At 70.5% G+C, this 26390-nt stretch carries 21 protein-coding genes and 1 pseudogene; 6 read left to right on the forward strand and 16 right to left on the reverse strand.

The window, feature by feature from the left end; translation table 11 throughout:
- The 4 genes and pseudogenes from B7P34_RS38830 to B7P34_RS24960 all read right to left on the reverse strand — a co-directional run.
- Positions 1-759 (reverse strand): annotated as a pseudogene (locus B7P34_RS38830) (hypothetical protein); the annotation flags it as partial.
- 231 nt (positions 760-990) lie between these two features.
- Entirely contained in the window at positions 991-1371 is a 381-nt protein-coding gene (locus B7P34_RS24950) for a DUF6113 family protein (protein WP_223268201.1), read from the reverse strand.
- A gap of 5 nt (positions 1372-1376) precedes the next feature.
- Complete coding sequence (mshB, locus tag B7P34_RS24955) at positions 1377-2270, reverse strand: N-acetyl-1-D-myo-inositol-2-amino-2-deoxy-alpha-D-glucopyranoside deacetylase (RefSeq protein WP_106680019.1); 894 nt, start codon at positions 2268-2270, stop codon at positions 1377-1379.
- Between the two features lie 64 nt (positions 2271-2334).
- Entirely contained in the window at positions 2335-2529 is a 195-nt protein-coding gene (locus B7P34_RS24960) for a hypothetical protein (protein WP_030366139.1), read from the reverse strand.
- Between the two features lie 188 nt (positions 2530-2717).
- Between B7P34_RS24960 and B7P34_RS24965 the strand changes: the two genes are divergently transcribed.
- The 6 genes from B7P34_RS24965 (at position 2718) to B7P34_RS24990 (ending at position 11010) form a co-directional block, all read left to right on the forward strand.
- A complete protein-coding gene (locus B7P34_RS24965) occupies positions 2718-4862 on the forward strand; it encodes a S9 family peptidase (protein ID WP_106680021.1) in 2145 nt (714 codons plus the stop codon).
- Positions 4863-5087: 225 nt separating this feature from the next.
- Positions 5088-6065 (forward strand): ABC transporter permease, encoded by a 978-nt coding sequence (locus tag B7P34_RS24970; protein ID WP_106680023.1) that lies wholly within the window; start codon positions 5088-5090, stop codon positions 6063-6065.
- A gap of 51 nt (positions 6066-6116) precedes the next feature.
- Entirely contained in the window at positions 6117-7928 is a 1812-nt protein-coding gene (locus B7P34_RS24975) for an ABC transporter substrate-binding protein (RefSeq protein ID WP_106680025.1), read from the forward strand.
- A gap of 6 nt (positions 7929-7934) precedes the next feature.
- Entirely contained in the window at positions 7935-8912 is a 978-nt protein-coding gene (locus tag B7P34_RS24980; RefSeq protein WP_106680027.1) for an ABC transporter permease, read from the forward strand.
- Positions 8913-8922: 10 nt separating this feature from the next.
- The gene (locus B7P34_RS24985; RefSeq protein WP_223268202.1) at positions 8923-9948 is read left to right on the forward strand and encodes an ABC transporter ATP-binding protein; all 1026 of its coding nucleotides are present in this window, start codon (positions 8923-8925) and stop codon (positions 9946-9948) included.
- A 15-nt stretch (positions 9949-9963) separates the two neighbouring features.
- Complete coding sequence (locus B7P34_RS24990; protein ID WP_106680031.1) at positions 9964-11010, forward strand: ABC transporter ATP-binding protein; 1047 nt, start codon at positions 9964-9966, stop codon at positions 11008-11010.
- 318 nt (positions 11011-11328) lie between these two features.
- On the opposite strand, the gene B7P34_RS24995 is transcribed toward B7P34_RS24990, so the two are convergent.
- The 12 genes from B7P34_RS24995 to B7P34_RS37635 form a co-directional block, all read right to left on the reverse strand.
- Complete coding sequence (locus B7P34_RS24995) at positions 11329-12360, reverse strand: ABC transporter ATP-binding protein (RefSeq protein ID WP_106680033.1); 1032 nt, start codon at positions 12358-12360, stop codon at positions 11329-11331.
- Positions 12350-13366, reverse strand: coding sequence for an ABC transporter ATP-binding protein (locus B7P34_RS25000; RefSeq protein ID WP_106680035.1), 1017 nt, complete (start codon positions 13364-13366; stop codon positions 12350-12352). Before B7P34_RS25000 ends, B7P34_RS24995 begins: the two co-directional genes overlap by 11 nt.
- A gap of 11 nt (positions 13367-13377) precedes the next feature.
- Positions 13378-14367, reverse strand: coding sequence for an ABC transporter permease (locus B7P34_RS25005; RefSeq protein WP_106680037.1), 990 nt, complete (start codon positions 14365-14367; stop codon positions 13378-13380).
- On the reverse strand, positions 14360-15283 hold the full coding sequence (locus B7P34_RS25010) for an ABC transporter permease (protein ID WP_106680039.1): 924 nt from the start codon (positions 15281-15283) through the stop codon (positions 14360-14362). Before B7P34_RS25010 ends, B7P34_RS25005 begins: the two co-directional genes overlap by 8 nt.
- Positions 15284-15290: 7 nt before the next feature.
- Positions 15291-16910: a peptide ABC transporter substrate-binding protein gene (locus B7P34_RS25015; RefSeq protein WP_106680041.1), complete on the reverse strand. Its 1620-nt coding sequence runs from the start codon at positions 16908-16910 to the stop codon at positions 15291-15293.
- A gap of 147 nt (positions 16911-17057) precedes the next feature.
- Positions 17058-18134 carry an ABC transporter ATP-binding protein gene (locus tag B7P34_RS25020; RefSeq protein WP_106680043.1) on the reverse strand — a complete coding sequence of 359 codons (1077 nt, stop codon included), beginning with the start codon at positions 18132-18134 and terminating at the stop codon, positions 17058-17060.
- Positions 18127-19188: an ABC transporter ATP-binding protein gene (locus B7P34_RS25025; protein ID WP_106680046.1), complete on the reverse strand. Its 1062-nt coding sequence runs from the start codon at positions 19186-19188 to the stop codon at positions 18127-18129. The genes B7P34_RS25020 and B7P34_RS25025 overlap by 8 nt, the downstream gene beginning before the upstream one ends.
- Positions 19189-19201: 13 nt before the next feature.
- Positions 19202-20131, reverse strand: coding sequence for an ABC transporter permease (locus tag B7P34_RS25030; protein ID WP_106680048.1), 930 nt, complete (start codon positions 20129-20131; stop codon positions 19202-19204).
- A gap of 32 nt (positions 20132-20163) precedes the next feature.
- Positions 20164-21087, reverse strand: a complete 924-nt coding sequence (locus tag B7P34_RS25035; RefSeq protein WP_223268203.1) for an ABC transporter permease — start codon at positions 21085-21087, stop codon at positions 20164-20166.
- Between the two features lie 184 nt (positions 21088-21271).
- The gene (locus B7P34_RS25040) at positions 21272-22909 is read right to left on the reverse strand and encodes a peptide ABC transporter substrate-binding protein (protein ID WP_106680050.1); all 1638 of its coding nucleotides are present in this window, start codon (positions 22907-22909) and stop codon (positions 21272-21274) included.
- 455 nt (positions 22910-23364) lie between these two features.
- The gene (typA, locus tag B7P34_RS25045; protein ID WP_106680052.1) at positions 23365-25269 is read right to left on the reverse strand and encodes a translational GTPase TypA; all 1905 of its coding nucleotides are present in this window, start codon (positions 25267-25269) and stop codon (positions 23365-23367) included.
- Positions 25270-26048: 779 nt separating this feature from the next.
- Positions 26049-26390 (reverse strand): hypothetical protein (locus B7P34_RS37635; protein ID WP_286157510.1); only part of this gene is annotated, 342 nt, incomplete at its 5' end.

Consider the following 26390-nt stretch of genomic DNA (forward strand, 5'->3'; position numbering starts at 1 on the left):
GCCCGCCTGCGGGGCGGCGGCGCCGTGCGTGGTGTCGCGCTGCCAGCCGTTGCCCGGGTTGGGCGTGCGGGGCTGCTGCGGCACGGAGCCGGAGCCGGTGGTCTGTGCGTCACCCGGCCACGGCGTGCCGCCCATGGTCTGACCCACCGGGGGAGCCGGGGGCGTGTTGCGCGGGCCGGAGTGCTGCGGGGCGCCCGCGCCTGCGGCTGCGGCGCCCGCCTGGCGGCGCGGCAGTTCGGTCTTACGCCCGCCCGCCGGAGGAGGCGTGGCGCCGCCCCCCTTGCGGGGCGCGAACCAGTCGCTGGCCTTCTCGCCCTTGCCGCCGCCCTGCTCCGTGGAGCCGGCCTGGCCCTGCTGCTTGCGCCCGGGAGGCGTCGCCTGTGCGGTGCGGCGCGGCAGTTGGGCCTTGCGCTCGCCGGAGGGCGCGCCGCCGCCCGCGGCCGGAGCCTGCTTGGCGGGCGTGGAGGAGCCCCCCGACGCGGGCGCGGACCCATTGCCGGACCCGTTGCCGGGCGTGCTCGCGGGAGCACCCTCGCCCTCGACGGGCGTGCGCATGATGACCGGCGGGATGGGCCGCGAGCCCGGGATGTTGATGCGGATCCGCGTCGTCAGCGTGGTCTCGGTCTTGGGCTCTTCGGGCCTGGAGGCCGCGGCCGCACGGGCCTGGTCCTCACTGCCGTACGGAGGGGTCCCGGACGGGTAGGCGGCGCCACCGCGGCCCTGGGGCCCGGAGGACGAACTGTCAGATTCACGGCTCAAAGCAGGTTCTCCCGGTTAGCTCCGCCGCCCGTCATGACCTCGCTCGGGCGGCTCGGCGGCGCGCACCACCATACTGGGCACCGCGCACACGCACTTGACGACCGCCGGTTCACGCCGGCGGGCGGGAGCGCGCTGCGTGCCCGCACGCCGTCGGCCCGTCACGGGACAAGTCCGGCGGAAGCCGGACGACCTGCGCACGGGCCGGACGGCGCTCAGGCGGAAATCGTCACGTCACTTGCCAAGTCGGACCGAAGGTCCGTCCGGTTGCGGCAGCTTCGGGACAGTGGCGCACATCACAGCGAGGGCCATCCCGCCCAGCAGGAAGACCCACGAGCTGATTCCGGCGCCGAAGAAGAAGTCGCCCTCGGGGCGGCTGGAGGTCATCAGCATGACGGCGACGATCCATCCGCCGGCGGCCACGGCGCCGCCGGTGCGGGTGCCCGTGGCGGCCACGGCGCCGTAGCTGAGGCCCGCGACGGCGAGCAGGGCGAGCGACAGGCCGCCGGGGAACCAGCCGCCCTGGGTGAGCGCCCCGGCGAAGCCGGTGGCGGCGCCGAGGACGAACAGGCCGAGGTACGCGGCGATGCGCCCGGCGGTCACGGGGGTGGTCATGCCGCTCATGCCTCCACCCCGGCGAACAGGTCGTCCTCGCGGGGGCCGGCGGCCGTGCCGCGGACCAGCTTGTAGTACTCGTCGGCGAGGATCGGCTGCCCCAGGTCGTTGGAGAGCGCGAAGAACGGGCCGTCCACGGCGATCTGCGTGGCGTGGGCACGCATCGCCGCGGCCTTGGCCTCCACATGACCGGCGGTCGGGATGGCGGCGGTGACCTCGTCGTCGGGGACGACGCCCGGGACGTCGGCCGCGGAGGCGATGCCCGGGAAGGGGATCTCGCGGCCCGCGGCGCGCAGCCGCGCGAAGCCCTCCTCGACGACGGACAAGGGCACGCAGTTCCAGTAGATCTTCGCGATCTCGTGGGGGTCGCCGAGGTCGCGGCGGAAGGCCGGCTCGCCGGCGAGCTCGGCGGCGCGCATGGCGACGCGGTGCGCCTGGATGTGGTCGGGGTGGCCGTAGCCGCCGTCCGGGTCGTAGGTGACGAGCACCTGCGGGCGCACCTCGCGAATCACCTCAACGAGGGACGCGGCGGCCTCGTCGACGTCGGCGCGCCAGAAGCAGTCGGGGCGGTCGTTCTGCGGGGCGCCCATCATCCCCGAGTCGCGGTAGCGGCCGGCGCCGCCCAGGAGGCGGTGGTCGGTGACGCCGAGCTCCTTCATGGCGGCGGCGAGCTCCCCGGCGCGGAAGGGGCCCAGGCGGTCGTCCCGGTCGGCCGTGAGGTGCGCCAGCCCGGCCGGGATCACCTCGCCCTCCTCGCCGAGTGTGCAGGTCACGAGGGTGACGTGGGCCCCTTCGGCCGCGTACTTGGCCATGGTCGCGCCGTTGTTGATGGATTCGTCGTCCGGGTGCGCGTGCACCAGGAGGAGCCGGCGGCCCGGCAGGAAGGAGCTGTCGGTCATGGGACCAGCCTACGAGTCCCGCGGGCCCGGCGGAGCCCCGCCCGCGGACCCGGGGCGGACGCCCTCAGAACTTGATGTTGCTGATCACGTCGGTGGCGCTCTTGGTCACCTGGTGGATCGTCGGCCCGAGTGACGAGCTCGCCAGATAGAAGCCCAGCAGGACGCAGACCGCGGCGTGGCCGGCCTTCAACCCGGACTTCCGGCACAGCATGAAGACGACGATCGCCAGCAGCACCACCGCCGAAATCGAGAGTGCCACGGCGGTTCACCTCCAGATACGCGCGGTTGAGACGCATGAGACGGATGACGGTTGACGGATGACACGCGGGACTTATCGGCTATGCGTCCGTGATCATAACTTTCCGGAGCGTGACCCAGCACTGGGTGCATGGGGGCAATTCCGGGGCGCACGGCGGATTCTCGCCGCTCCGCCGTAGGCTCGGCGCCATGACCAGACAAGTCTCGTTCCCGCGACAGTACGCCCGTACGCAACGGTTCTCGCTCGGCGCGCCGCGTGCGTTCACGGTGTCACCTGACGGAACCCGTGTCGTCTTCCTCCGCTCCCGTTCCGGGACCGATCGCACGGGTGTCCTGTGGGTCCTCGACCCCGCCTCCGGACGGGAGTTCCCGGCGGCCGACCCGGCCGTGCTGCTCTCCGGCGCCGCCGAGGAGCTGTCGGCCGAGGAGCGGGCGCGCCGCGAGCGGCTGCGCGAGGGTTCCGCGGGCGTCGTCGCGTACGCCGTGGACAGCGCGGCGGAGTTGGCGGCGTTCGCGCTCTCCGGGCGGCTGTTCGTGGCGGAGCTGCGCGGCGGCACCGCCCGTGAACTGGCGGTTCCCGGCCCCGTGGCCGACCCGCGCCCCTCTCCCGACGGCCGCCGGGTGGCCTACGTCGCGGGCGGCGCGCTGCGGGTGGCCGACGTGGAGCCGGCGGCCGGCGCGGCGGCGGGGGAGACCGCCGACCGGGCCCTGGCCGAGCCCGACGGCCCGTCCGTGACCTGGGGTCTCGCGGAGTTCATCGCGGCGGAGGAGATGCACCGCCACCGCGGCTTCTGGTGGGCGCCGGACGGCGAGTCGCTGCTGGCCGCGCGGGTGGACGAGGCGCCGGTGCGGCGCTGGTGGATCGCCGACCCCGCCAATCCGGACCGGCAGCCGGCCGAGGTGGCCTACCCGGCGGCGGGCACCCCGAACGCCGAGGTGACGCTGGCCCTGCTGGGCCTGGACGGCAGCCGCACGGACGTCCGGTGGGACCGCGGGCGCTACCCCTATCTCGCGCAGGCGCACTGGTCGGCGGGCGGTCCGCCGCTGCTGCTGGTGCAGTCGCGCGACCAGCGTCACCAGGCGTATCTGTCCGTGGACCCGGAGACCGGTGCCACGAGCGTGCTCCATGAAGAGGACGACGCAAAGTGGCTTGAACTGTTCCCCGGTGTTCCCGCCCGGACCCCGGACGGGCGTCTGGTGCGCATCGCCGACGAGGACGGCGCCCGGGTGCTGGTGGTGGGCGACCGGAAGCTGACCGACGGCCGGCTGCACGTGCGCGCCGTGCTCGACGTGGGCGACGGCGACGTGCTGGTCTCCGCCTCCGCCGGGCCGGACGCGGAGGCTCCGGAGACGGGAGAAGCGCACGTCTACCGCGTGGGCGAGCAGGGCGCCGAGCGCGTCTCGCAGGGGCGCGGCTGGCACTCGGCCGTGCGCTCGGGGGCGGTCTGCGTCCTGGTGTCGGCGGTACCGGAGCGCGCCGGGTCCACCGCCCGGGTCCTGCGCGACGGCGCGGAAGCGGCGGTGGTGGCCTCGTATGCCGAAGCGCCGGTGCTCACCTCGCGCGCACGGCTCACCGAGGCGGGCGCGCGCCGGATCCCGTGCGCCGTCGTCCTGCCGACGCACTACCAGGAGGGTGACGGTCCGCTTCCGGTGCTCATGGACCCCTACGGCGGTCCGCACGGCCCGCGCGTGGTGGCCGGGCACAACGCCCACCTGACCTCGCAGTGGTTCGCCGACCAGGGCTTCGCCGTGGTCGTCGCCGACGGCCGGGGCACCCCGCACCGCTCCCCCGCCTGGGAGAAGGCGGTCCACCACGACTTCGCGGGCGCCACCCTGGACGACCAGGTCGAGGCCCTGCAGGCGCTGGCCGGGGAGTTCCCGCTGGACCTGGGCCGGGTCGGCATCCGCGGCTGGTCCTACGGCGGCTACCTCGCGGCGCTGGCCGTGCTGCGCCGCCCGGACGTCTTCCACGCGGGCGTCGCCGGCGCCCCGGTGACCGACTGGCGGCTGTACGACACGCACTACACCGAGCGCTACCTCGGCCACCCGGACGACCACCCGAAGGTGTACGACCGCAACTCGCTGGTGACCGCGGAGGGGCTGGCGGAGGCGGCGGACCAAGTCCGCCCGCTGATGATCGTGCACGGCCTCGCCGACGACAACGTGGTCGCGGCGCACACCCTGCGGCTGTCGTCGGCGCTCCTCGCCGCGGGCCGCCCGCACGAGGTGCTGCCGCTGTCGGGCGTGACGCACATGACCCCGCAGGAGCAGGTCGCGGAGAACCTCCTGCTGCTCCAGGTCGCCTTCCTGAAGCGGTCCCTCGGCATGGAGTGACCCCTCGTACGAAGTGACCCCCCGCGCGGCGTGCCCGGCGCCCTGTCAAGCACGCCGCGTCGTCGATCCGCTCATCGTTCGCTCAAGAAGTGCGCTCCGCCCGGCCGCTGTCGCGCAGCCCTCTTGACCCGACCGCGGCTCCGTTGCCAAAGTCCGCTCAACCCTCCGCGCGGGAACGGCATCCGCGAGGGATCGACACGACGACAGTGCGGGGGATCGAACGCGATGACGAGTCCTTCCCCGGCCCCGGTGGCACCACCGGGGCCGGCCGGCAGATCACCCGGACAGCTGATGCGGCGGCGCTTCAAACGCGACCGTCCGGGTGTCGTGTCGGCCTACGTGGTGACGTTCTTCTTCCTGGTCGCCCTGGCGGCGCCGCTCATCTCGAAGCTCTACGGCAAGGACCCGACGCGGACGTACGGGCTCGACGAGCCGGGTCTGCTCAACGAGTACGGCTACCCGGTCAAGCCCAACGGGGGGATGTCCGGGGACTTCTGGTTCGGTCTCGAACCCACCCTCGGCCGGGACGTCCTGACGCAGCTCGTCTACGGCATCCGCACCTCGCTGCTCATCGCCGCGGCGGCCACCGTCCTGTGCGTGGTGACCGGCGTGCTCATCGGAGTGACGGCCGGATACCTGGGCGGCCGGACCGATTATCTGCTCGGCCGCTTCATCGATCTCCTGCTGGCCTTCCCCAGCCAGTTGTCGTTCATCGCCTTCACTCCGGTCGTCTACTCGCTCTTCGTGAGCCCGGAGAAGGAAACCCCCACCTACCTGCGGGTCCTGACGCTGATTCTGGTCCTGTGGGTGCTGGGCTGGATGGGGCTGGCGCGGCTGCTGCGCGGGCAGGTGCTGAGCCTGCGGGAGCGGGAGTTCGTCGAGGCGGCGAAGGTCACGGGCGCCTCCCCCTGGCGGATCATCACCAAGGAGCTGCTGCCCAACCTCTGGACGCCGATCCTGGTGCAGTCCACGCTGATGCTGCCGAGCTTCGTGACCATCGAGGCGGGGCTGTCCTTCATCGGCGTCGGCATCGTGGAGCCCACGCCCGACTGGGGCCGGATGTTCGCCAACGGCGCCCACTACTACGAGAGCGACATCACCTACATCTTCTTCCCCGGCCTCGCCATGATCGTTTTCGTGGTCGCCTTCAACCTGCTCGGGGACTCGGTCCGGGACGCCTTCGACCCGCGGACCGGACGCTGAGGACGTGCACGCAAGAACCGGCTAGCGACGGACAGGCAGGTGCATCGACCCATGAAGCCCACGACGCGATCCCGCAGGAGCAGAGGCCGCCTCGCCTCCTCCGCCGCCGCCCTCGCGGCCGGCGCCCTGGTGCTCTCCGCGTGCAGCAGCGGAGGCGGCGGGGGCGGAGGCGGGGGCAAGAGCGAGGGCCCCGGCACGGACAAGAACACCTCGTCCAACTACTCGATCGGCACCAAGGAGGACTCGGCCGGGCCGGCCCCCGAGGTGCCGGGCGCGAAGAAGGGCGGCACGGTCGGCGTCCTGCAGCGCGACGCCTTCGTGCACCTGGACCCCGGCCAGATCTACTACAGCGACATGCTGGCGAACCAGCTGCTCTACAACCGCACGCTCACCTCGTACAAGGTGGACGAGAAGGGCCGCGTCAAGGTCGTCGGCGACCTCGCGACCGACGCGGGCACCGCCTCCGACGGCGGGAAGACCTGGAAGTTCACCCTCAAGGACGGGCTGAAGTTCGAGGACGGCTCGCCGATCACGGCCAAGGACGTGCGCTGGGGCGTCGAGCGGCTCTACGCGTCCTTCGAGACCGACGGCCCGCTGTACGTCCCCCAGTGGCTCTCCGGCGACGGCGCCGACTTCCGCAAGGCGCTGCCCGACGGACCATACAAGGGCGCTCACCTGCCGGCGTCCGTGCTGGACACCCCGGACGACAAGACGATCGTCTTCCACTTCCGCCAGCCGCACGCCGACACGCCCTTCGCGACCGCCATGCCGAACATCGGCCCCGTCAAGGCCGAGAAGGACACCCAGCGCAAGTACGACAACGCCCCCTTCTCCTCCGGCCCCTACAAGGTCGGCGACTACAAGGTGGGCAAGTCGCTCACTCTCGTCCGCAACGAGAACTGGGATCCGAAGACCGACCCCATCCGGCACCAGTACGCCGACCGGTTCGAGATCAGCTTCGGCCACCAGTACGCGGACTCCACCCGGCGCTTCCTCGCCGACCAGGGCGCCGACAAGAACACCTTGTCGTTCACCAACGCCGTCGCCCCGGAGATGACCGAGAAGGTCCTCGGCCAGGCCGACACCAAGGCGCGCCGCTTCGTGGAGATCCAGCCGTACGTGGACTACATCAGCTTCAACACGGACCGGCTCAAGGACGTGAACGTCCGCAAGGCCCTCGCCTACGCGATGCCCAACGGGCAGATCCTCCAGCAGATGGGCGGCGCCACCGCCGGGGTGCTCGCCACCAACTACCTCTCCCCCGCCATGGACGGCTACAAGCCGACTGACCCGTTCGGGAAGAAGGCCAAGCCCGCCGGCGACCCGGACAAGGCCCGTGAGCTGCTCAAGCAGGCCGGCAAGGAGGGCCAGGAGATCGTCTACGCCTACCCCAACACCGACCTCCAGCAGAAGGTCTCCGTGGTCGTCACCCAGGCCCTGGAGCGGGCCGGCTTCAAGGTGCAGAAGAAAGAGATCGACTCCAACACCTGGCGGACCGCGATCGCCGAGGTCAAGAACAAGTTCGACATCTACCGCACCTCGTGGGGCGCGGACTGGCCCGTCTCCTCGACCGTCGTGCCGCCGCTGTTCGACGGCCGGCAGATCGCCGACGGCGCCCAGAACTACGGCCACCTCAACAACTCCGCCGTCAACACCGAGATCGACCGCATCAGCGCGATCCCGGACGTGAAGAAGGCCGCCCCCGAGTGGCAGAAGCTCGCCGACAAGATCTTCACCGAGGACGTGCCCGGCGTGCCCACCTTCTACAACACCCAGTTCTCCCTGTGGGGCTCGAACCTGGGCGGCGTCCGCTACCAGCCGGTCTACGGGACGGTCGACCCGACCGGCGTCTACGTGAAGTAGCCGGCCGTGCTGCGCTTCCTCGCCCGCCGCTCGCTCGGCGCCCTCGTCATCATCGTGCTCATCAGCGCGATCACCTTCGCCCTGTTCTTCGCGCTGCCCTCCCAGCCGGCCCTGATGTCCTGCGGCAAGAACTGCACCCCGGAGGCCGTCGCCCTGATCAACAAGAACCTGGGCCTCGACCAGCCGGTCCCCGTGCAGTACTGGCACTACATGGCGGGCATCTTCACCGGCCGCGACTTCACCGTCGGCCACTGCCCGGCCCCCTGCTTCGGCTACTCCTTCTCCAACCAGCAGCCGGTCTGGGGCACGATCGTGGACCGCTTCCCCACCACCCTGTCCATCACCCTCGGCGGCGCCGCCGTCTTCCTCGTCGTCGGCGTGGGCATCGGCATGGTCGCCGCGGCCTTCCGGGGCACCTGGATCGACAAGTTCTTCAGCTCCCTGTCGCTCGTCGGCAACTCCCTGCAGATCTACTTCGTCGGCGTCATCGCACTGGCCGTGCTCGTCAGCGGGCTGCACTGGATGGACAACCCGGCCTACTACCCGATCACCGAGAACCCCGTGAAGTGGTTCACCGGGATGCTCATCCCCTGGCTGGTGCTGTCCATCATCTTCATCGCCAACTACAGCCGGATGACGCGCTCCCAGATGATCGAACAGCTCGGCGAGGACCACGTGCGCACCGCCCGCGCCAAGGGGCTCGGGCGGCGCACGGTCTTCTTCCGCTACGCCTGGCGGGGCGCGCTCGCGCCCATCGTCACCATCTTCGGCATCGACCTCGGATCGCTGTTCGGCGGGGCGATCATCACCGAGTTCACCTTCAGCCTGCACGGGCTGGGGCGGCTCGCGGTGTCCTCGGTGAGCGAGACCGACCTGCCCACGCTCATGGCCGTGATGCTCGTCGGCTGCACGGCGATCGTCGTCGCCAACATCGTGGTGGACGCCGCGTACGCCGTCATCGACCCGCGCGTGCGGCTCGCCTAGGGGGATCCGAGTGACCGCTTTTCTCTCCGTACGGGACCTGAGCGTCCGCTTCTCCACCGAGGACGGCACCGTACGGGCCGTCGACGGCCTGTCGTTCGCCCTGGAGCGCGGCCGCACCCTCGGCATCGTCGGCGAGTCCGGCTCCGGGAAGTCCGTCACCAACCTCGCCGTGCTCGGCCTGCACGACCCGCGCACCACCGAGATCCGCGGCGAGATCCTGCTCGACGGGCAGGAGCTGACCGGCGCGCCCGAGTCCGTCCTGGAGAAGCTGCGCGGGAACAAGGCGGCGATGGTCTTCCAGGACTCCCTCACCGCCCTCTCGCCCTACTACACGGTCGGCCGGCAGATCGCCGAACCGTACCGCAAGCACACCGGCGCGTCCCGGCGGGAGGCCCGGCTGCGGGCCGTCGAGATGCTGCGGCGGGTCGGCATCCCCCAGCCGGAGCTGCGCGTCGACGACTACCCGCACCAGTTCTCCGGCGGCATGCGGCAGCGGGCGATGATCGCGATGGCGCTGGTCTGCGACCCCGAGCTCCTCATCGCCGACGAACCGACCACCGCGCTCGACGTCACCGTGCAGGCGCAGGTCCTCGACCTGCTGGGGGAGCTCCAGCAGGAGACCGGCGCGGCGATCATCCTCATCACCCACGACCTGGGCGTCGTCGCCGGCACCGTCGACGACCTGCTCGTGATGTACGCGGGGAGGGCCGTCGAGCAGGGCCCCGTACGGGAGGTGCTGCGGGCGCCCCGGCACCCGTACACCTGGGGACTGCTGGGCTCCATGCCCCGGCTCTCCGCCTCCGTCGAAGAACCGCTCACTCCCATCCCCGGCACCCCGCCGAGCCTGCTCGCCCCGCCGCCGGGCTGCCCGTTCCACCCGCGGTGCGCGTACGTCTCCTACGTCGACGGGGGTGCAGGGGACCGGTGCCGCACCGAGCGGCCTGAGCTGCCGCCCGGGCGGGGGGCCGCCTGTCACCTCACCGAGGAGCGGCAGCGCAGCGTGTTCGCAGAGCAGATCCGGCCCCGGCTCGGCTGAGGAGAGGCGCGCGCCATGGACGACAACAGCCCCCGGGGCGGCGAGCCGCTGCTCGTCGCCGAAAGCCTCACCAAGCACTTCCCGGTGCGCGGCGGCTTCCCCGTCAGACGGACGGTCGGTGCCGTGCGGGCCGTCGACGGCATCGACCTGACCGTACGGGCCGGGGAGAGCTTCGGCCTCGTCGGCGAGTCCGGCTGCGGCAAGTCCACGACGGGACGGCTGCTCACCCGGCTCCTGGAACCGTCCTCCGGACGGGTCCTCTACCGGGGCCGGGACATCAGCCACGCGAGCCGCAAGGAGCTCGCCCCCGTCCGCTCCGAAATCCAGATGATCTTCCAGGACCCGTACTCGTCCCTGAACCCCCGGCAGACCGTCGGGCGGATCGTCTCCGGACCCATGGAGATCAACGGCATCACGCCGCGGGGCGGGCGCGAGGCGCGCGTGCGGGAGCTCCTGGAGACCGTGGGCCTCAACCCCGAGCACTACAACCGCTTCCCGCACGAGTTCTCCGGCGGGCAGCGGCAGCGGATCGGGGTGGCGCGGGCCCTCGCCCTCGAACCGAAGGTCGTCGTCGCCGACGAGCCGGTGTCCGCGCTGGACGTCTCCATCCAAGCCCAGGTCGTCAACCTGCTGCAGCGGCTGCAGCGGGAGCTGGGGATCGCGTTCCTCTTCATCGCCCACGACCTGGCCGTCGTGCGGCACGTCTCGCACCGGGTCGCGGTCATGTACCTCGGCAGGATCGTGGAGACCGGCACGCGGGACGACATCTACGGGCGGCCGCGGCATCCGTACACGCACGCGCTGCTGTCGGCGGTGCCGGAGCCTGTGCTGGGCGCCGGCACGGCGCCCCCTCGCGAGAGGATCCGGCTCACCGGCGACGTGCCCTCGCCGATCGCCCCGCCGTCGGGGTGCCGGTTCCGCACGCGGTGCTGGAAGGCGCGGGAGAAGTGCGCGACCGAGTCGCCCGTACTCGTCCGTGCGGACGGCTCGGCGGAAGGCCACCTGTCGGCCTGCCACTTCCCGGAACCCCCGACGACGACGGCACACTCCACGGCCTTGTAGGGCCGCCGATTCCCTCCGCCGCGGCGGCGACCAGCCTCAACGGCGCAACCCGGCGGTGCCCGACCGGCCTCAGGTCGTACGGCACCGCCGGACAGCCCGGCGGTGGCTGATCACCGCCGCGGCGGAGGGATGTCGCGAGGCGACAACCAGGGCGCGAGCGCGAGCCCCCTGTTGCCGCAGGCAAGACAATCCCGCCGCGACGGCGACCCGCCACAACGGCGCAGCCCGGCGGTGCCCGACCGGCCCAGGTCGTACGGCACCGCCGAACAGCCCGGCGGGGGCCGAGCGCCGTCGCGGCGGAGGGAGAGGGCAGGGCCCTCATTCGGCCGGCGGGCGTTCCTCCGCGTAATGGCACGCCGACGCGTGCGCTTCCGGGCCGCCGCCCTCCAGGAACCAGTCCGGGATCTCCAGCGGCGGTACGACGCGCGCGCACTTCTCCCGCGCCTTCCAGCAGCGCGTGCGGAACCGGCAGCCGGACGGCGGGTGGGCCGGCGAGGGCACGTCCCCCGTCAGGATGATCCGGTCGCGGGCCTCCCGTGCCCGCGGGTCCGGGACGGGCACGGCGGAGAGCAGGGCCTGCGTGTAGGGGTGCGTGGCGTGTTCGTAGATCTGGGCGTCCGTGCCCGCTTCGGCGAACCGCCCGAGGTACATGACCGCCACCCGGTCGGAGATGTGCCGGACGACGGACAGGTCGTGGGCGATGAAGACGTACGCGAGGTCGAACTCGTCCTGGAGCCGCTCCATCAGGTTGACGACCTGGGCCTGGACGGAGACGTCGAGCGCGGAGACCGGCTCGTCGGCGACGATGATCTCGGGCCGCAGCGCGAGCCCCCGCGCGATGCCGATCCGCTGCCGCTGCCCGCCGGAGAACTGGTGCGGGTAGCGGTTGATGTGTTCGGGGTTGAGGCCGACGACGTCGAGGAGCTCGCGGACCCGGGCGCGCCGGTCGCCCTTGGGCGCGACCTCGGGGTGGATGTCGTAGGGCTCGCCGATGATGTCGCCGACGGTCATCCGCGGGTTGAGCGAGGTGTAGGGGTCCTGGAAGACCATCTGGATGTTGCGGCGCACGGCCTTCAGCGCCCGTCCCGACAGTCGCGTGATGTCCTCGCCCTTGTACAGGATCCGGCCGGACGTCGGCCGCTCCAGATGGACCAGCAGTTTCGCCACCGTCGACTTGCCGCAGCCCGACTCCCCCACGATGCCGAGCGTCTCGCCGCGCCGCAGGTCGAAGGAGACGCCGTCGACGGCGTGCACGGCCCCGACCTGCTTCTTGAAGAGGATTCCCCGGGTGAGGGGGTAGTGCTTGACCAGGTCCCGCACCTCCAGAATGGCCTCGCCGTTACCCGGCATCGTCGAGGGTCTCCTTCCAGAAGTGGCAGGCGCTGGCGCGGCCGGGCGCGACGTCGAAGAGCGGCGGCCGGTCGGTGCGGCAGATCGCCTGGGCGCGCGGGCAGCGCGGGTTGAAGGGGCAGCCGGCGGGGATGTCGGTGAGGCTGGGCGGCAGGCCCTTGATGGCGTGGAGTTCCTTGCCCTTGTGGTCGAGGCGGGGGATGGAGCCGAGCAGGCCGGCGGTGTAGGGGTGGGCGGGCGCGGCGTAGAGGTCGTGGACGGGTGCGGTCTCGACGATCCGCCCGGCGTACATGACGGCGATCCGGTCGGCGACGTCGGCGACGACGCCGAGGTCGTGGGTGATGAGGACGAGGCCCATGTGGTACTCGCGCTGGAGTTCGGCGAGGAGGTCCATGACCTGGGCCTGGACGGTGACGTCGAGGGCGGTGGTCGGTTCGTCGGCGATGACGAGGTCGGGTTCGAGCGCCAGCGCCATGGCGATCATGATGCGCTGGCGCATGCCGCCGGAGAACTGGTGGGGGTAGTCGCCGGCGCGTTCCTTCGCGGCGGGGATGCGGACGCGCTCCATCATCTGGACGGCCTTGGCGAGGGAGTCGCGGCGGGTCATGCCGTCGTGGACGGTGAACATCTCGCCGAGCTGGGCGCCGACGCTCATCACGGGGTTGAGGGCGGACAGCGCGTCCTGGAAGATCATGGAGATCTTGGCGCCGCGGAGCCGGCGGCGGGTCTCGCCGCCCATGGTGAGCAGGTCCTGCCCGCGGAAGAGCACTTCGCCGCCGGTGACGTGGCCGGGCGGGGAGTCGAGGATGCCCATGACGGCCTGGGCGGTGACGGACTTGCCGGAGCCGGACTCGCCGAGCACGGCGAGGGTCTCCCCGGCGCGGACGCTGTAGCTGACGCCGTTGACGGCCTTGGCGACGCCGTCGCGGGTGCGGAACTCCACGTGCAGGTCGCGTACGTCCAGCAGGGGTGCGGCGGTGTCGGTCGCCTCCTGTGCCTCGTGCATCCGCCCGCTCCTCAGCGCAGTTTGGGGTCGAGGGCGTCGCGGACCGCGTCGCCGAGCATGATGAACGCCAGCACCGTGATGCTCAGGGCGCCCGCGGGCCACAGCAGCATGTGGGGGGCGTTGCGGATCTGGGTGGAGGCGTTGGAGATGTCGATGCCCCAGGACACGGTGGGCGGTTTGAGGCCGACGCCCAGGAAGGACAGGGTGGCCTCCAGGGCGATGTACGTGCCGAGGGCGATGGTCGCGACGACGATGACGGGGGCGACGGCGTTGGGGGCGATGTGCCGCAGCAGCAGCCGGGTGTTGCCCGCGCCGAGGGCCCGCGCGGCCTGGACGTAGTCGTGCTGCCGGGCGGTGACGACGGAGCCGCGGGCGATGCGGGAGATCTGCGGCCAGCCGAGCAGCACGATGAAGCCGACGACGGGCCACAGGGAGCCGCCGGTGACGACGGAGAGGAAGACGAGCCCGCCCAGGATGATGGGGATGCCGAAGAAGATGTCGGCGACCCGCGAGAGCAGGGCGTCCCACCAGCCGCCGAAGAAGCCGGCCAGCCCGCCGAGCACGCTGCCGAGGAGGGCGGCGCCGGCGGTGGCGCAGATGCCGACGGTGATGGAGGCGCGGGCGCCGTGGACGGTGCGGGTGTAGACGTCGCAGCCCTGGGTGTCGAAGCCGAAGGGGTGGCCGGGCTGCGAGCCCTCCTGGGCCTTGGCGAGGTCGCAGGCGAGCGGGTTGCCGCTCGCGATGAGGCCGGGCCACAGGGCGATCAGGACCAGGAAGAGGATGATCAGCGCGGAGACCACGAAGACGGGGTTGCGGCGCAGGTCGTGCCAGGCGTCGGACCACAGGCTGCGGGCCTTGCCGCTCGCGGTGCCGCCGGGGATCGGGCCGCCTTCGAGGGTCTCGGCGTCGCTGGTGGCCAGGGACGACGCGCCGCCGCCGGCGGGGGTGACGGCCTCGTCGGGGGTGAGGCTCCCGGGTTCCTTCGGCTCGGGCTCAGGCATAGCGGATCCTCGGGTCGAGCACGGCGTAGAGGAGGTCGACGAGCAGGTTCGCCAGCAGGAAGACGATGACGAGGATGGTCACGAAGCCGACGACGGTGGGCGAGTTCTGCCGGAGGATGCCCTGGTAGAGCTGGAAGCCGACGCCGTGGATGTTGAAGATCCGCTCGGTGACGATGGCGCCGCCCATGAGCGCGCCGACGTCCGTGCCGATGAAGGTGACGACGGGGATGAGGGAGTTGCGCAGGAGGTGCCGGGTGACGACGCGGCGGCGCGGCAGGCCCTTGGCGACGGCGGTGCGGACGTAGTCGGCGCGGGAGTTCTCGGCGATGGAGGTGCGCGAGAGGCGGGTGACGTAGGCGAGGGAGGTGAGGGCGAGGACGATGCCGGGCAGCAGCAGCTCGTCGAAGGGGGCCTCGGGGGACACGGACGGCGAGACGATGCCCCATTTGACGCCGAAGAGGTACTGCAGCACGTAGCCGCTGACGAAGGTCGGGATGGAGACGACGATCAGGGTCAGCAGGAGCACGGTGGTGTCGGCCGAGCGGCCGCGGCGCAGCCCGCTGAGGACGCCGAGGGTGATGCCGAAGACGATCTCGAAGAGGATCGCGACGAGGGTGAGGCGCAGGGTGACCGGGAAGGCGCCGGCCATCAGCTCGGTGACCGGCTGGCCGTTGAAGGCCGTGCCGAACTCGCCCGAGAGGATCTGCCCCATGTAGTGCCCGTACTGCTTCCACAGGGGTTCGTCGAGGTAGAGCTCCTGGCGGATGCGGGCGGCGGTCGCGGGGTCGGGCGCCTTGTCGCCGAAGAGGGCGGCCACGGGGTCGCCCAGGGCGTAGACCATGAAGAAGATCAGGAACGTGCTGCCGATGAACACCGGGACCATCTGGAGCAGGCGCCGGATCACGTACCGTCCCATGGACGCGTCAGCCGACCTTGATCTGCTCGTACACGGGCACGCTGAAGGGGTTGAGCGTGACGTCGGAGACCCGGTCGGAGTAGCCGGCGCTGCCGTTCTGGTACCAGAGCGGGATGGCGGGCATCTCCCGGGCGAGGATCTTCTCCGCGTCGTGGAACTTGGCGTTGGCCGCGGCCTGGGAGCCCTCGGCGTTGGCCTCGTCGACCAGCTTGTCGAACTGCGGGTCGCTGAACTTGCCGTAGTTGGAGGAGGCGTCCGTGTAGTAGAGCGGCTGGAGGAAGTTCTGGATCAGCGGGTAGTCCATCTGCCAGCCGGAGCGGAAGGGGTTGCTGAGGCGCTGCTCAGAAATCTGGTTCCGGAAGTCGGCGAAGGTGCCGACGGGGTTGACGATGCAGGCCTTGTCGTTGCCGAGGGCGCTGTTGATGCTGTTGCAGACGGCGTCCATCCACACCCGGTGGGAGCCGGTGTCCACGTTCGAGGTGAGGGTGATCCGGCCGCCGGGCAGGCCGCCGCCGTCCTGGATGAGCTTCTTGGCGGAGGCGGCGTCGAAGGTGCAGGCGTCGCCGCACAGGCCGGCCTTGTAGCCGCCCTGGTCGCCGAGGGCCGGTGAGGTCCAGTCCGTGGCCGGGGTGCGGGTCTTCTGGTAGATCTGGTCGGTGATCTGCTGGCGGTTGATGGCCATGGACAGGCCGCGGCGGACCTTCTCCATGCCGCTCTTCGACCAGTTCGGGTCGTACATGGGGAAGACGAGGGTCTGGATGATGCCGGCCGGCTGGTTGATGTAGCGGTCGCCGAGGTCGGTCTTGGCGTTCTTGAGCTGGGCGCTCGGGATGTCGTCGACGAGGTCGAGGTTGCCGGCCTGCAGGTCGGTGTACGCGGTGTTGTTGTCGGTGTAGACCCGCAGCTCCACGCCGCTGTTCCGGGCCTTGTCGTCGCCCGGGTAGCCGTCCCAGCGGGTGAGCTTCATCGCCGAGCCCTTGGCGTACGAGTCGATGGTGTACGGGCCGTTGCCGACGGGCTTTCGCAGCCAGGCCGCGTGGTCGTCGAAGAAGGCGCGCGGCAGCGGGGCGTAGGCGGCGTAGCCGAGGGTGTCGGGCCACGTGGAGAACTTGGTGCGCAGCCTGACCGTGAAGGTCTTGTCGTCCTTGACGGCCAGCCCGGAGAGGGTCTTGGCGGTGGCGCGCCCGCTCGCCGGGTGGACCTTGTCGTAGCCGTCGACGTACTCGAAGAAGGAGGCGTTCTTCTGTTTGTTGTCGACGAGGGCCGCGTAGTTCCAGGCGTCCACGAAGGACTTGGAGGTGACCTTCTCGCCGTTGGAGAAGGTCCAGCCGTCCTTGAGGGTGATGGTGAAGTTCTGCTGGTCGGACGTCTCGATCTTGTCGGCCAGCATGTTCTCGGCGGCGCCGCTGCGGGGGTCGTAGCGCTTGAGCCCGCGGAAGATCATCGCGAGCACCTTGCCGCCCTGGACCTCGTTGGTGTTGGCGGGCTCCAGCTGGTTCTGCGGGTCGCCCCAGGAGGCGCGGACGACGCCGGAGCCGCCGCCGCCCCCGCCGCACCCGGCCGCGGCCGCGGCGAGCACGGCGGACAGGGCGCAGACGGCCCACCTGGCGCGCGTGGCTCCACGCATGGAGTGCCTCCTGGTCCTAAGTGTCACTTAGGACCAGATAACACCCGATATGGCTGTATGCGACGCCTCCGCGAGGCCTCCCCCGCCCGAACCACACGAAAGGGCTCCCCCGGATCACCGGGGGAGCCCTGTCCGTGGCGGCCGGCGTTACGCCGCGCTCACCACGCTCGGCTTCTCCTCCGCGAAGTGGCACGCCGACGCGTGCGCCGCCGGGGTGTCCTTGCCCTGGTAGAGCGTGGGCACGGCCAGCAGCGGCACCTCCTCGGCGCACTTGTCCTCCGCCTTCCAGCAGCGGGTGCGGAAGCGGCAGCCGGACGGCGGGTTGGCCGGGGAGGGCACGTCACCGGTGAGGATGATGCGCTCGCGGCCCTCGCGGGCCTCCGGGTCCGGCACCGGGACGGCCGACAGCAGCGCCTGCGTGTACGGGTGCGTCGGGTGCTCGTAGATCTCGGCGTCCGTGCCGATCTCCGCCATCTTGCCCAGGTACATCACGCCGACCCGGTCGGAGATGTGCCGGACGATGGACAGGTCGTGCGCGATGAAGACGTAGGAGAGGTTGAACTCGTCCTGGAGCCGCTCCATCAGGTTGATGACCTGCGCCTGCACCGAGACGTCCAGCGCCGAGACGGGCTCGTCGCAGATGATGATCTCGGGGTTGAGCGCCAGGCCGCGGGCGATGCCGATGCGCTGTCGCTGACCGCCCGAGAACTGGTGCGGGTAGCGGTTGACGTACTCCGGGTTGAGGCCGACGACGTCCAGGAGTTCCTGGACGCGCTTGCGCCGGTCGCCCTTGGGCGCCACCTCGGGGTGGATCTCGAAGGGCTCGCCGATGATGTCGCCGACCGTCATCCGCGGGTTCAGCGAGGTGTACGGGTCCTGGAACACCATCTGGATGTTGCGGCGCACCGCCTTCAGCGCACGCCCGGACAGCTTGGTGATGTCCTGGCCCTTGTAGAGGACCTCGCCGGAGGTGGCCGTCTCCAGGGTCATCAGCAGCTTGGCGACCGTGGACTTGCCGCAGCCGGACTCGCCGACGATGCCCAGCGTCTCGCCCTGGTACAGGTCGAAGGAGATCCCGTCCACGGCCTTGACCGCGCCGACCTGCTTCTTGAGGAGCAGGCCCTGCGTCAGCGGGAAGTGCTTGACGAGGTTGCGCACCTGGAGGATCGGCTCCCGCTGACCGGCCGCCTCGGCCTTGCCGGCCTGCTTGCTCAGCTCAGCCATGGATCGTTTCCTTCCAGAAGTGGCACGCGCTGCCGCGGCCGTCGAGCTCGGTGCCGTCCTGCTCCGTGACCGGGAGCAGGGCGGGGATGTCCGCGCGGCAGACGTCCTGCGCCTTGGGGCAGCGCGGGTTGAAGGCGCAGCCGGTGGGGATCCGCAGGAGGTTGGGCGGCAGACCCTTGATCGCGTAGAGCTCCTGGCCCTTGTGGTCCAGGCGCGGGATCGAGTCCAGCAGGCCCCGGGTGTACGGGTGGGCGGGACGCTTGTAGAGCTCGTGCACGGGCGCGGTCTCCACGATCCGGCCCGCGTACATCACGGCGATCTTGTCGGCGACGTCCGCCACCACGCCCAGGTCGTGCGTGATGAGGATCAGGCCCATGTTGTACTCGCGCTGCAGCTCCGCGAGCAGGTCCATGACCTGGGCCTGGACGGTCACGTCGAGGGCCGTGGTCGGCTCGTCGGCGATGATCAGGTCCGGCTCCAGGGCCATCGCCATCGCGATCATGATGCGCTGGCGCATGCCGCCCGAGAACTGGTGCGGGTAGTCGTTCACGCGCTGCTTGGCGGCCGGGATGCGCACCCGGTCCATCAGCTCGATCGCCTTGGCCTTGGCGTCCTTCTTCGACATGCCCTGGTGCACCCGGAACATCTCGCCGAGCTGGTTGCCGACGGAGAAGACGGGGTTGAGCGCGGAGAGGGCGTCCTGGAAGATCATCGCCATCTTCGGGCCGCGCAGCTTGCGCCGCTCGCTCTCCGGCAGCTTCAGGATGTCCTGGCCGTGGAAGAGGATCTCACCGCCGGCCACCCGCCCGGGGGGCGAGTCCAGGATGCCCATGATGGCCTGGGCGGTGACGGACTTGCCGGATCCCGACTCGCCGAGCACGGCGAGGGTCTCGCCGGCGTCGACGCTGTAGCTGACACCGTTGACGGCCTTGGCGACGCCGTCGCGGGTCTTGAACTCGACGTGCAGGTCGCGCACGTCGAGCAGGGGCGCGGACTTCTTCGCGTCCTGCGGCGCGGAGCCGGCCGCCCCTTCGGTCTTTTCGGTCGTGGTCATCGGGACGTTCTCCTCAACGCAGCTTCGGGTCGAGGGCGTCGCGCAGCCCGTCACCGACAAAGACAAATCCGAGCACCGTCAGCACGATCGCGGAGCTGGGGTAGACCCACAGGAAGTCCTTGACGCCGAGGAAGTCCTTGGCGGAGGAGATCATGTTGCCCCACTCGGGCACCTCGGGGCTCACGCCGATGCCGAGGAAGGACAGCGAGGCCTCGGCCACGACGGCGGTACCGACGCTGAAGGACACGTACGACATCACGGCCGCGATGGAGTTGGGCATGATGTGCCGCGTGATGATGCGGGTGGTGCTCGCGCCCAGCGCCTTCGCGGCGGTCACGTAGTCCATCTCGCGGACGGACAGGATGCTGGAGCGCAGCAGACGGGCGACCGTGGCCCAGCTGAAGACGGCCAGCGAGACGATGACGGGCAGCACGCCGCGGCCCATCACCAGGATGATCACGATCGCGCCGATGAGCAGCGGGAACGCGAAGAAGATGTCGGCGATGCGCATGATGACGCTGTCGACGGCCTTGCCGAAGTAGCCGGACAGGGCGCCGAGGATGCAGCCGATCAGGCAGGCCAGGAAGATCGAGGCCAGACCGACGATGACGGCGATGCGGCTGCCGTAGATGATGCGGGAGAACTGGTCGCGGCCCAGGGCGTCGGTGCCGAACCAGTGCTCGCCGCTGGGGTCGGCCAGCGTGTTGCCGAGGTTCTGCGCGTACGGGTCGTGGGTCGCGATCAGGGGCGCCGCGGCGGCGACGATGAAGAGCAGGCCGACCAGCACGAGGCCGACCACGGCGAGCTTGTTGGCCATGTAGCGGTGGCGGATCTCGCCCCACTGGGTGATGCGGGCCGGTGCGGGCTCGGCGGTGTTGTTCGCGGCGGCGGTCGGTGCGGTCGCGGCGTCCGGCCCCTGGGCGCTCTCTGTGAGCTCAGTCATGGGTGACTCCTAGAACGGGTGTGACCTGGCGGTCAGCTGAGGCGGATCCGCGGGTCGAGCACCGCGTAGAGCAGATCGACCAGCAGGTTGAGCACGACGAAGACGGCGACGCCGTACGTGACCACGCCGACGATGATCGGGTTGTTGCCCTGCTGGATCGCGGTGACCAGCGCGTAGCCCATGCCGTCCCAGTTGAAGATCGCCTCGGTGATGAGGGCGCCGCCGAGCAGGCCGCCGAAGGAGATGCCGATGTAGGTGACCACGGGGATGATCGAGTTCCGCATGACGTGCTTGAGGAGCACCGTGCGGCGCGGAAGGCCCTTGGCGATGGCCGTCTTGACGTAGTCCGCGCGCAGCACCTCCAGCATCGTGCCGCGCATCAGGCGGGCGACGAGGGCCGCGTCGATGATGGCCAGCGTGAACGCGGGCATGATCATCGAGTTGAACGACCCGTCGGAGATCAGCGGGAACCAGCCGAGGTTCACCGAGAAGGTGCTCTGCAGCACCATGCCGATGACGAAGCTGGGGAAGCCGATGGCGAAGGTCGTGAGCAAGGTGACCAGGACGTCCCAGAACGAGTATCTGAACAAGGCCGCCACCAGGCCCGCGAGGACGCCGATCACCACGTCGATGATGATCGCCGCCACGGCCAGCTTGGCGGTGTTGCCCAGCTTGGGGCCGAGCACCTCCGTCACCTGGCGCCGCTGGGTGTAGTCCTCGCCGAGGTCGCCCTTGACCAGATTGGTCACGTAGTTGCCGTACTGCACGGCAAGGGGCTTGTCCAGGCCGTAGCGCTCGCGCAGCTGCTCGACGACGGCGGGGTCACGCGCCTTGTCGCCGCCGAGCGAGCCGACCGGGTCTCCGGGGAGGACGAACAGACAGGCGAAGAGGATGAGCGTCGCGCCGAAGAGGACGACCACCATCTGCCCGATCCGCCGGATCACATATTTGCCCACGATGTCTCCTTGACTTACTGCCGCCGTGGGGCGTTCGCCGTCGCCTCCGCTACGGGGAAGGTGGGGAGGCGGCCGCGCACGTCCCGGCCGCACGGGCCGGGACGTGCTGCAGGCGAAGGCCGCGGAGCCTCAAGCTCTCGCTCGGGGCTCCACGGTCTTCACGGGACTGGCTGGAGGGTGACGGTTACTTGACGCCGATCTCGGCGAGGTTCGGGTCCTCGAAGAAGTCCAGCTTGATGTCGGTGAACTTCTTGGTGTTCGCCAGGCGGTACTGGGTGCGCTTCCAGGTCGGGATGACGGCCTGGTCCTCGTCGATCGCGAGCTTCTCGGCCTCGTTGTAGATCTTGGCGCGCTCGGCGGCGTCCTTGGTCTGACGCGCCTTCACCAGCAGCTCGTCGAACTTCGGGTTGCTGTAGCGGCCGCGGTTGTCGCCCAGCGCCTTGCCGTTGGCGTCCGGGTTGATGCCGCCGGTGGAGAGCAGGGGCGAGAAGAAGTTGTCGGCGGTCGGGTAGTCGGCCGTCCACGCCTGACGCCAGATGCCCTTGGCGCCCTTCTCCTGCTGCTTCTCCAGGGCCTCCTTGAACGGCAGGCCGTTCAGCTTGACCTTCAGACCGAGCACGTCCTCGACCTGCTTGGCGACGGCCTGCACCCACTCCTCGTGCCCGGCACCGGTGTTGTAGCCGAAGTCGAGGGTGTCGCCCGGCTTGAGGCCGGCCTTCTCCGCGTACTCCTTGGCCTTGGCCTTGTCCTGCTTGACGCAGGAGGAGCACACGTCGGCCTTGTAGACCTCCTTGAACGACGGCGGCAGCAGGGCGGTGGCGGGCTCCTGCAGACCCTGGAAGACACCCTTGGCGATCTCCGCGCGGTCGATCGCGTAGGAGATGGCCTTACGGGCGTCGGCCGAGTTCATCGGGCTGGTCTCGTTGAACGGCGAGATGTAGTTGATGCCGCTGACGTCGGCCTTGATCCACTCGTTCTGGGGCTCGTACTTGGCCTTGGCGCCCGGCATCTGCGGGACCGGCATGCGGGCGAAGTCGAACTGGCCCGACTCGAAGCCCTTGTACTCCAGGGTCACGCCGTTGGCCGGGTTGAGGATCGCCAGCTCGACCTTGTCCAGCTTGGCCTTGTCCAGACCGTAGTCGTCGTTGCGGACGAGGGAGATCTTCTTGTTGTGCTCCCACGAACCCGACATCTTGAAGGGGCCGTTGCCGATGGGGGCGTCGTTGAACGACTTGTTGTCGCCGGCGCCGGCGACCTTCGGCATCGGGCTGAAGGCCGGGTGGGCGGTCTTCTTGTCGAACTCGAAGTCCGGGGCGGAGAGCTTGACCTTGAGGGTGTAGTCACCCTCGGCGGACAGGCCGGAGAACTTGTCGCTCGAACCGCCGTTGAGCTCCTTGTAACCGGCGATGCCGCTCATGTGGTACGCCACGTCGGAGGCGGACGCCTTGGTGGCGACGCGGGTCCAGCCGCGGATGAACGACTCGGCGTTCACGGGCTCGCCGTTGGTGAACTTGGTGTCCTTCTTGATCTGGAAGGTCCACTCGTCACCGGCGTCGTTCGGCTTCGCGGACTCCGCCAGCTTGGCCTTGAGGGTGCCGTCGACGTTCACGTCGTAGAGACCCACGAAGAGCTGACGGGCCACCAGCGTGCCCTCGGACTCCTGGGCGTTGACGGGGTCGATCGACTTCGGCTCGGTGATGCCGAGCCGGAAGGTCGCGCCGCCCCCCTTACCGCTGTCGTTGCTGCCGCCGCCACAGGCGGTCGCGGCCATCGCCACGACTATCGCGCCCACGACCCACTTGGCGCTCTTGGCACCGCGCATGGGTATGCCTCCTCAAGAGTCCACTTTTCACTATGCGAGAGGCGCCGGCCCCACGCTGACACCCCTGACAGCGGAGACGGAACCGGCACCTCGAGTGTGCTCGTGAGTCGGCGCTCCCCACAGCGCGTGACCCATTGACCCGAGCTCAATGAACCCAACTATTAAGTACGTCCGCCTTGTAAACCACACTTAAAGGGTCTCGCTTTGGTCACATCGAGCACCCCCAGAGGTTCGAAAACCGGACAAAGCCAGCACAGACAGACAGGCGCGAAACGGACTGTTAACACAACTTCCGGCGTTCACCGGCCGCTATTCGGACAACCTTTGCAGGCGTGCATCAATACGGACTGACTGATTCCGGGTCACCTGGAAACGCCGGAGGCCCGGTTCCGCCGCAGGGAAACTGCGGCGGAACCGGGCCTCTCGGATTCTTCGGGCTTACGGGCGGTCAGCCCTTAGCGCTTCGCACGGGAAGCCGTGCGGCCGCGCTCCTTCTGGTCCAGGACGACCTTGCGGATGCGGACCGCCTCCGGGGTGACCTCGACGCACTCGTCGTCGCGGCAGAACTCCAGGGACTGCTCCAGCGACAGCTTGCGCGGCGGGACGATCGCCTCGAAGGAGTCGGCGGAGGAGGAGCGCATGTTGGTGAGCTTCTTCTCCTTGGTGATGTTCACGTCCATGTCGTCGGCGCGCGAGTTCTCGCCGACGATCATGCCCTCGTACACCTCGGTGCCCGGGTCCGTGAAGAGCACGCCGCGCTCCTGCAGGTTCGTCATCGCGAAGGCGGTGACGGCACCGGCGCGGTCGGCGACCAGGGAGCCGTTGTTACGGGTCTTCAGCTCGCCGAACCACGGCTCGTGGCCCTCGTGGATCGAGTGGGCGATGCCGGTGCCGCGGGTGTTCGTCAGGAACTCCGTGCGGAAGCCGATCAGACCGCGGGACGGGACGACGAACTCCATGCGGACCCAGCCGGAGCCGTGGTTCGACATGTTGTCCATGCGGCCCTTGCGGGTGCCCATGAGCTGCGTGACCGCGCCCATGTGCTCCTCGGGCACGTCGACCGTGAGGCGCTCGACCGGCTCGTGGACCTTGCCGTCGACCTCCTTCGTGACGACCTGCGGCTTGCCGATGGTCATCTCGAAGCCCTCGCGGCGCATCTGCTCGACCAGGATGGCCAGCGCCAGCTCGCCACGGCCCTGGACCTCCCAGGCGTCGGGGCGCTCGGTGTCCAGGACGCGGAGCGAGACGTTACCGACCAGCTCGCGGTCCAGACGGTCCTTGACCTGGCGGGCGGTGACCTTGCGGTCCTTGACCGCGGACTTGGCGTCCGCGCCCTTGCCCGTGCCGCCGCGGCCGACCAGCGGCGAGGTGTTGGTGCCGATGGTCATCGAGATCGCCGGCTCGTCGACCGTGATCAGGGGCAGCGCGACCGGGTTCTCCGGGTCGGCCAGGGTCTCGCCGATCATGATGTCGGGGATACCGGCGACCGCGCAGATGTCACCGGGGCCGGCGACCTCGGCGGGCTTGCGGGTGAGCGCCTCGGTCATCATCAGCTCGGTGATGCGGACGTTGGAGATCGTGCCGTCACGCTTGATCCACGCGACGGTCTGGCCCTTGCGCAGCTCGCCCTGCTCGACGCGGAGCAGCGCGATGCGGCCGAGGAAGTTGTCGGCGTCGAGGTTGGTGACGTGGGCCTGGAGCGGCGCGTCCTCCTCGAACGACGGGGCCGGGACGTGCTCCAGGATCGTGGAGAAGAACGGCTCCAGGTTGGTGCTGTCCGCGGGGACGGTGCCGTCCTCCGGCTTGGTCAGCGACGCGATGCCGTCACGGCCGCAGGCGTAGACGATCGGGAACTCGATCTGGTCCTCGTCGGCGTCCAGGTCGAGGAACAGGTCGTACGTCTCGTTGACGACCTCGTCGATGCGGGAGTCCGGGCGGTCCGTCTTGTTGATGCAGAGGATGACCGGCTTCCGCTGCTGGAGCGCCTTGCGGAGCACGAAGCGGGTCTGCGGCAGCGGGCCCTCGGAGGCGTCCACCAGCAGCACGACCGCGTCCACCATCGACAGACCGCGCTCGACCTCGCCACCGAAGTCGGCGTGGCCGGGGGTGTCGATGATGTTGATCGTGATCGGCTCGCCGCCGTCCTTGGGGTGGTACTTCACCGCCGTGTTCTTGGCGAGGATCGTGATGCCCTTCTCACGCTCCAGGTCGTTCGAGTCCATGACGCGGTCGTCGACGGAGTCGAGCTGGTGCGCGGCGAAGGCGCCGGCCTGCTTGAGCATGGCGTCGACGATGGTCGTCTTGCCGTGGTCGACGTGGGCGACGATGGCGACGTTACGAATGTCGTGGCGGGTGGGCATACTTGCGGCGCTTCTCCCGGAATCGTGGATGGCGGCGCGTACGGTCCGGCACGCGCGCCCGCCGGGCAGAACACGCCGCGGCCACTTCCATGGTACGGGCCCGCGCCGCGTTCGGCTGCCGCAGGCCTGGGGCGGGGGCGCTGACCTGGTCTTTTGCCCTTCGGGGCGGGGGAAGATCCTGCCGTGGCAGGGCCGATCGCCGCGGTGGCGGCGAGCACCCCTGACGGGGAGCCCGGCGGCGCGGGACGGCCTTCCGCGGCCGGGCACCGCCGGGTTCCACCACGGGGGCCGAGCGCCGCGGCGGCGGAGAAGGGGGGGCCGGCGCCCGCCGAAGAGAGTGCCCGCCGCCGAGGAACGGAGCCGGCGCCCGCCAAAAAGCTCCCGCCGCGACGGCGAGGAACCCCCACCGGAGAGCCCGGCGGCGCCGGACGACCTCCTGCGGGACGGGCACCGCCGGATTCCGCCACGGTGGCCGATCGCCGCAGCGGCGGAGAAGAGGGGTTGGTGCCCCTCCACAAAGCGCCCGCCGCCGCGGCGAGAAACCCCCACCGGGGAACCCGGCGGCGCGGGACGGCCTCCCGCGGCCGGGCACCGCCGGATTCCGCCACGGTGGCCGATCGCCGCAGCGGCGGAGAAGAGGGGCCGGCGCACGCCGAAGAGAGTGCCCGCCCCGGCGGAGAAACAGGGCCGGCGGCCACCGAAAGCTCCCGCCGACGCGGCGCGCAACCCCCCGCGGCGAGGGTCCGGCGGAACGGCCCCGTACGGGGAGCCGTACGTGTTCAGCCCGCGGCCAGGCGGCCGCGGGTCGCGCCGCCGCCGAACCTCGCCGGGAGGAGGCCGGCCAGGATGATGCCGCCGAGGAGCGCGCCGCCCAGGGCGCGGGTGGGGGGCGGGGTGCCCGGGTCGTAGCGGGTGCCGTACGTGCCCACGTCGTGTTCGGCGAGGGCGCGGGCCTGGCGGGCCAGGGAGTCGGCGTGGCCGGTCTCGGAGCGCATGGTGCGCAGGTCCCGGGCGCCGCGCGCGAGGCCCAGGTGCCGCTCGGCCTCGGCGAGGCGGGTGCGGGCCCGGCACCCGACGGCGCCCCGGTGGGTGGTGACGAAGTCCCGCGCGGCGGCGACCTC

It is taken from the genome of Streptosporangium nondiastaticum (genome assembly GCF_003011965.1).
Taxonomy (GTDB): domain Bacteria; phylum Actinomycetota; class Actinomycetes; order Streptomycetales; family Streptomycetaceae; genus Streptomyces; species Streptomyces nondiastaticus.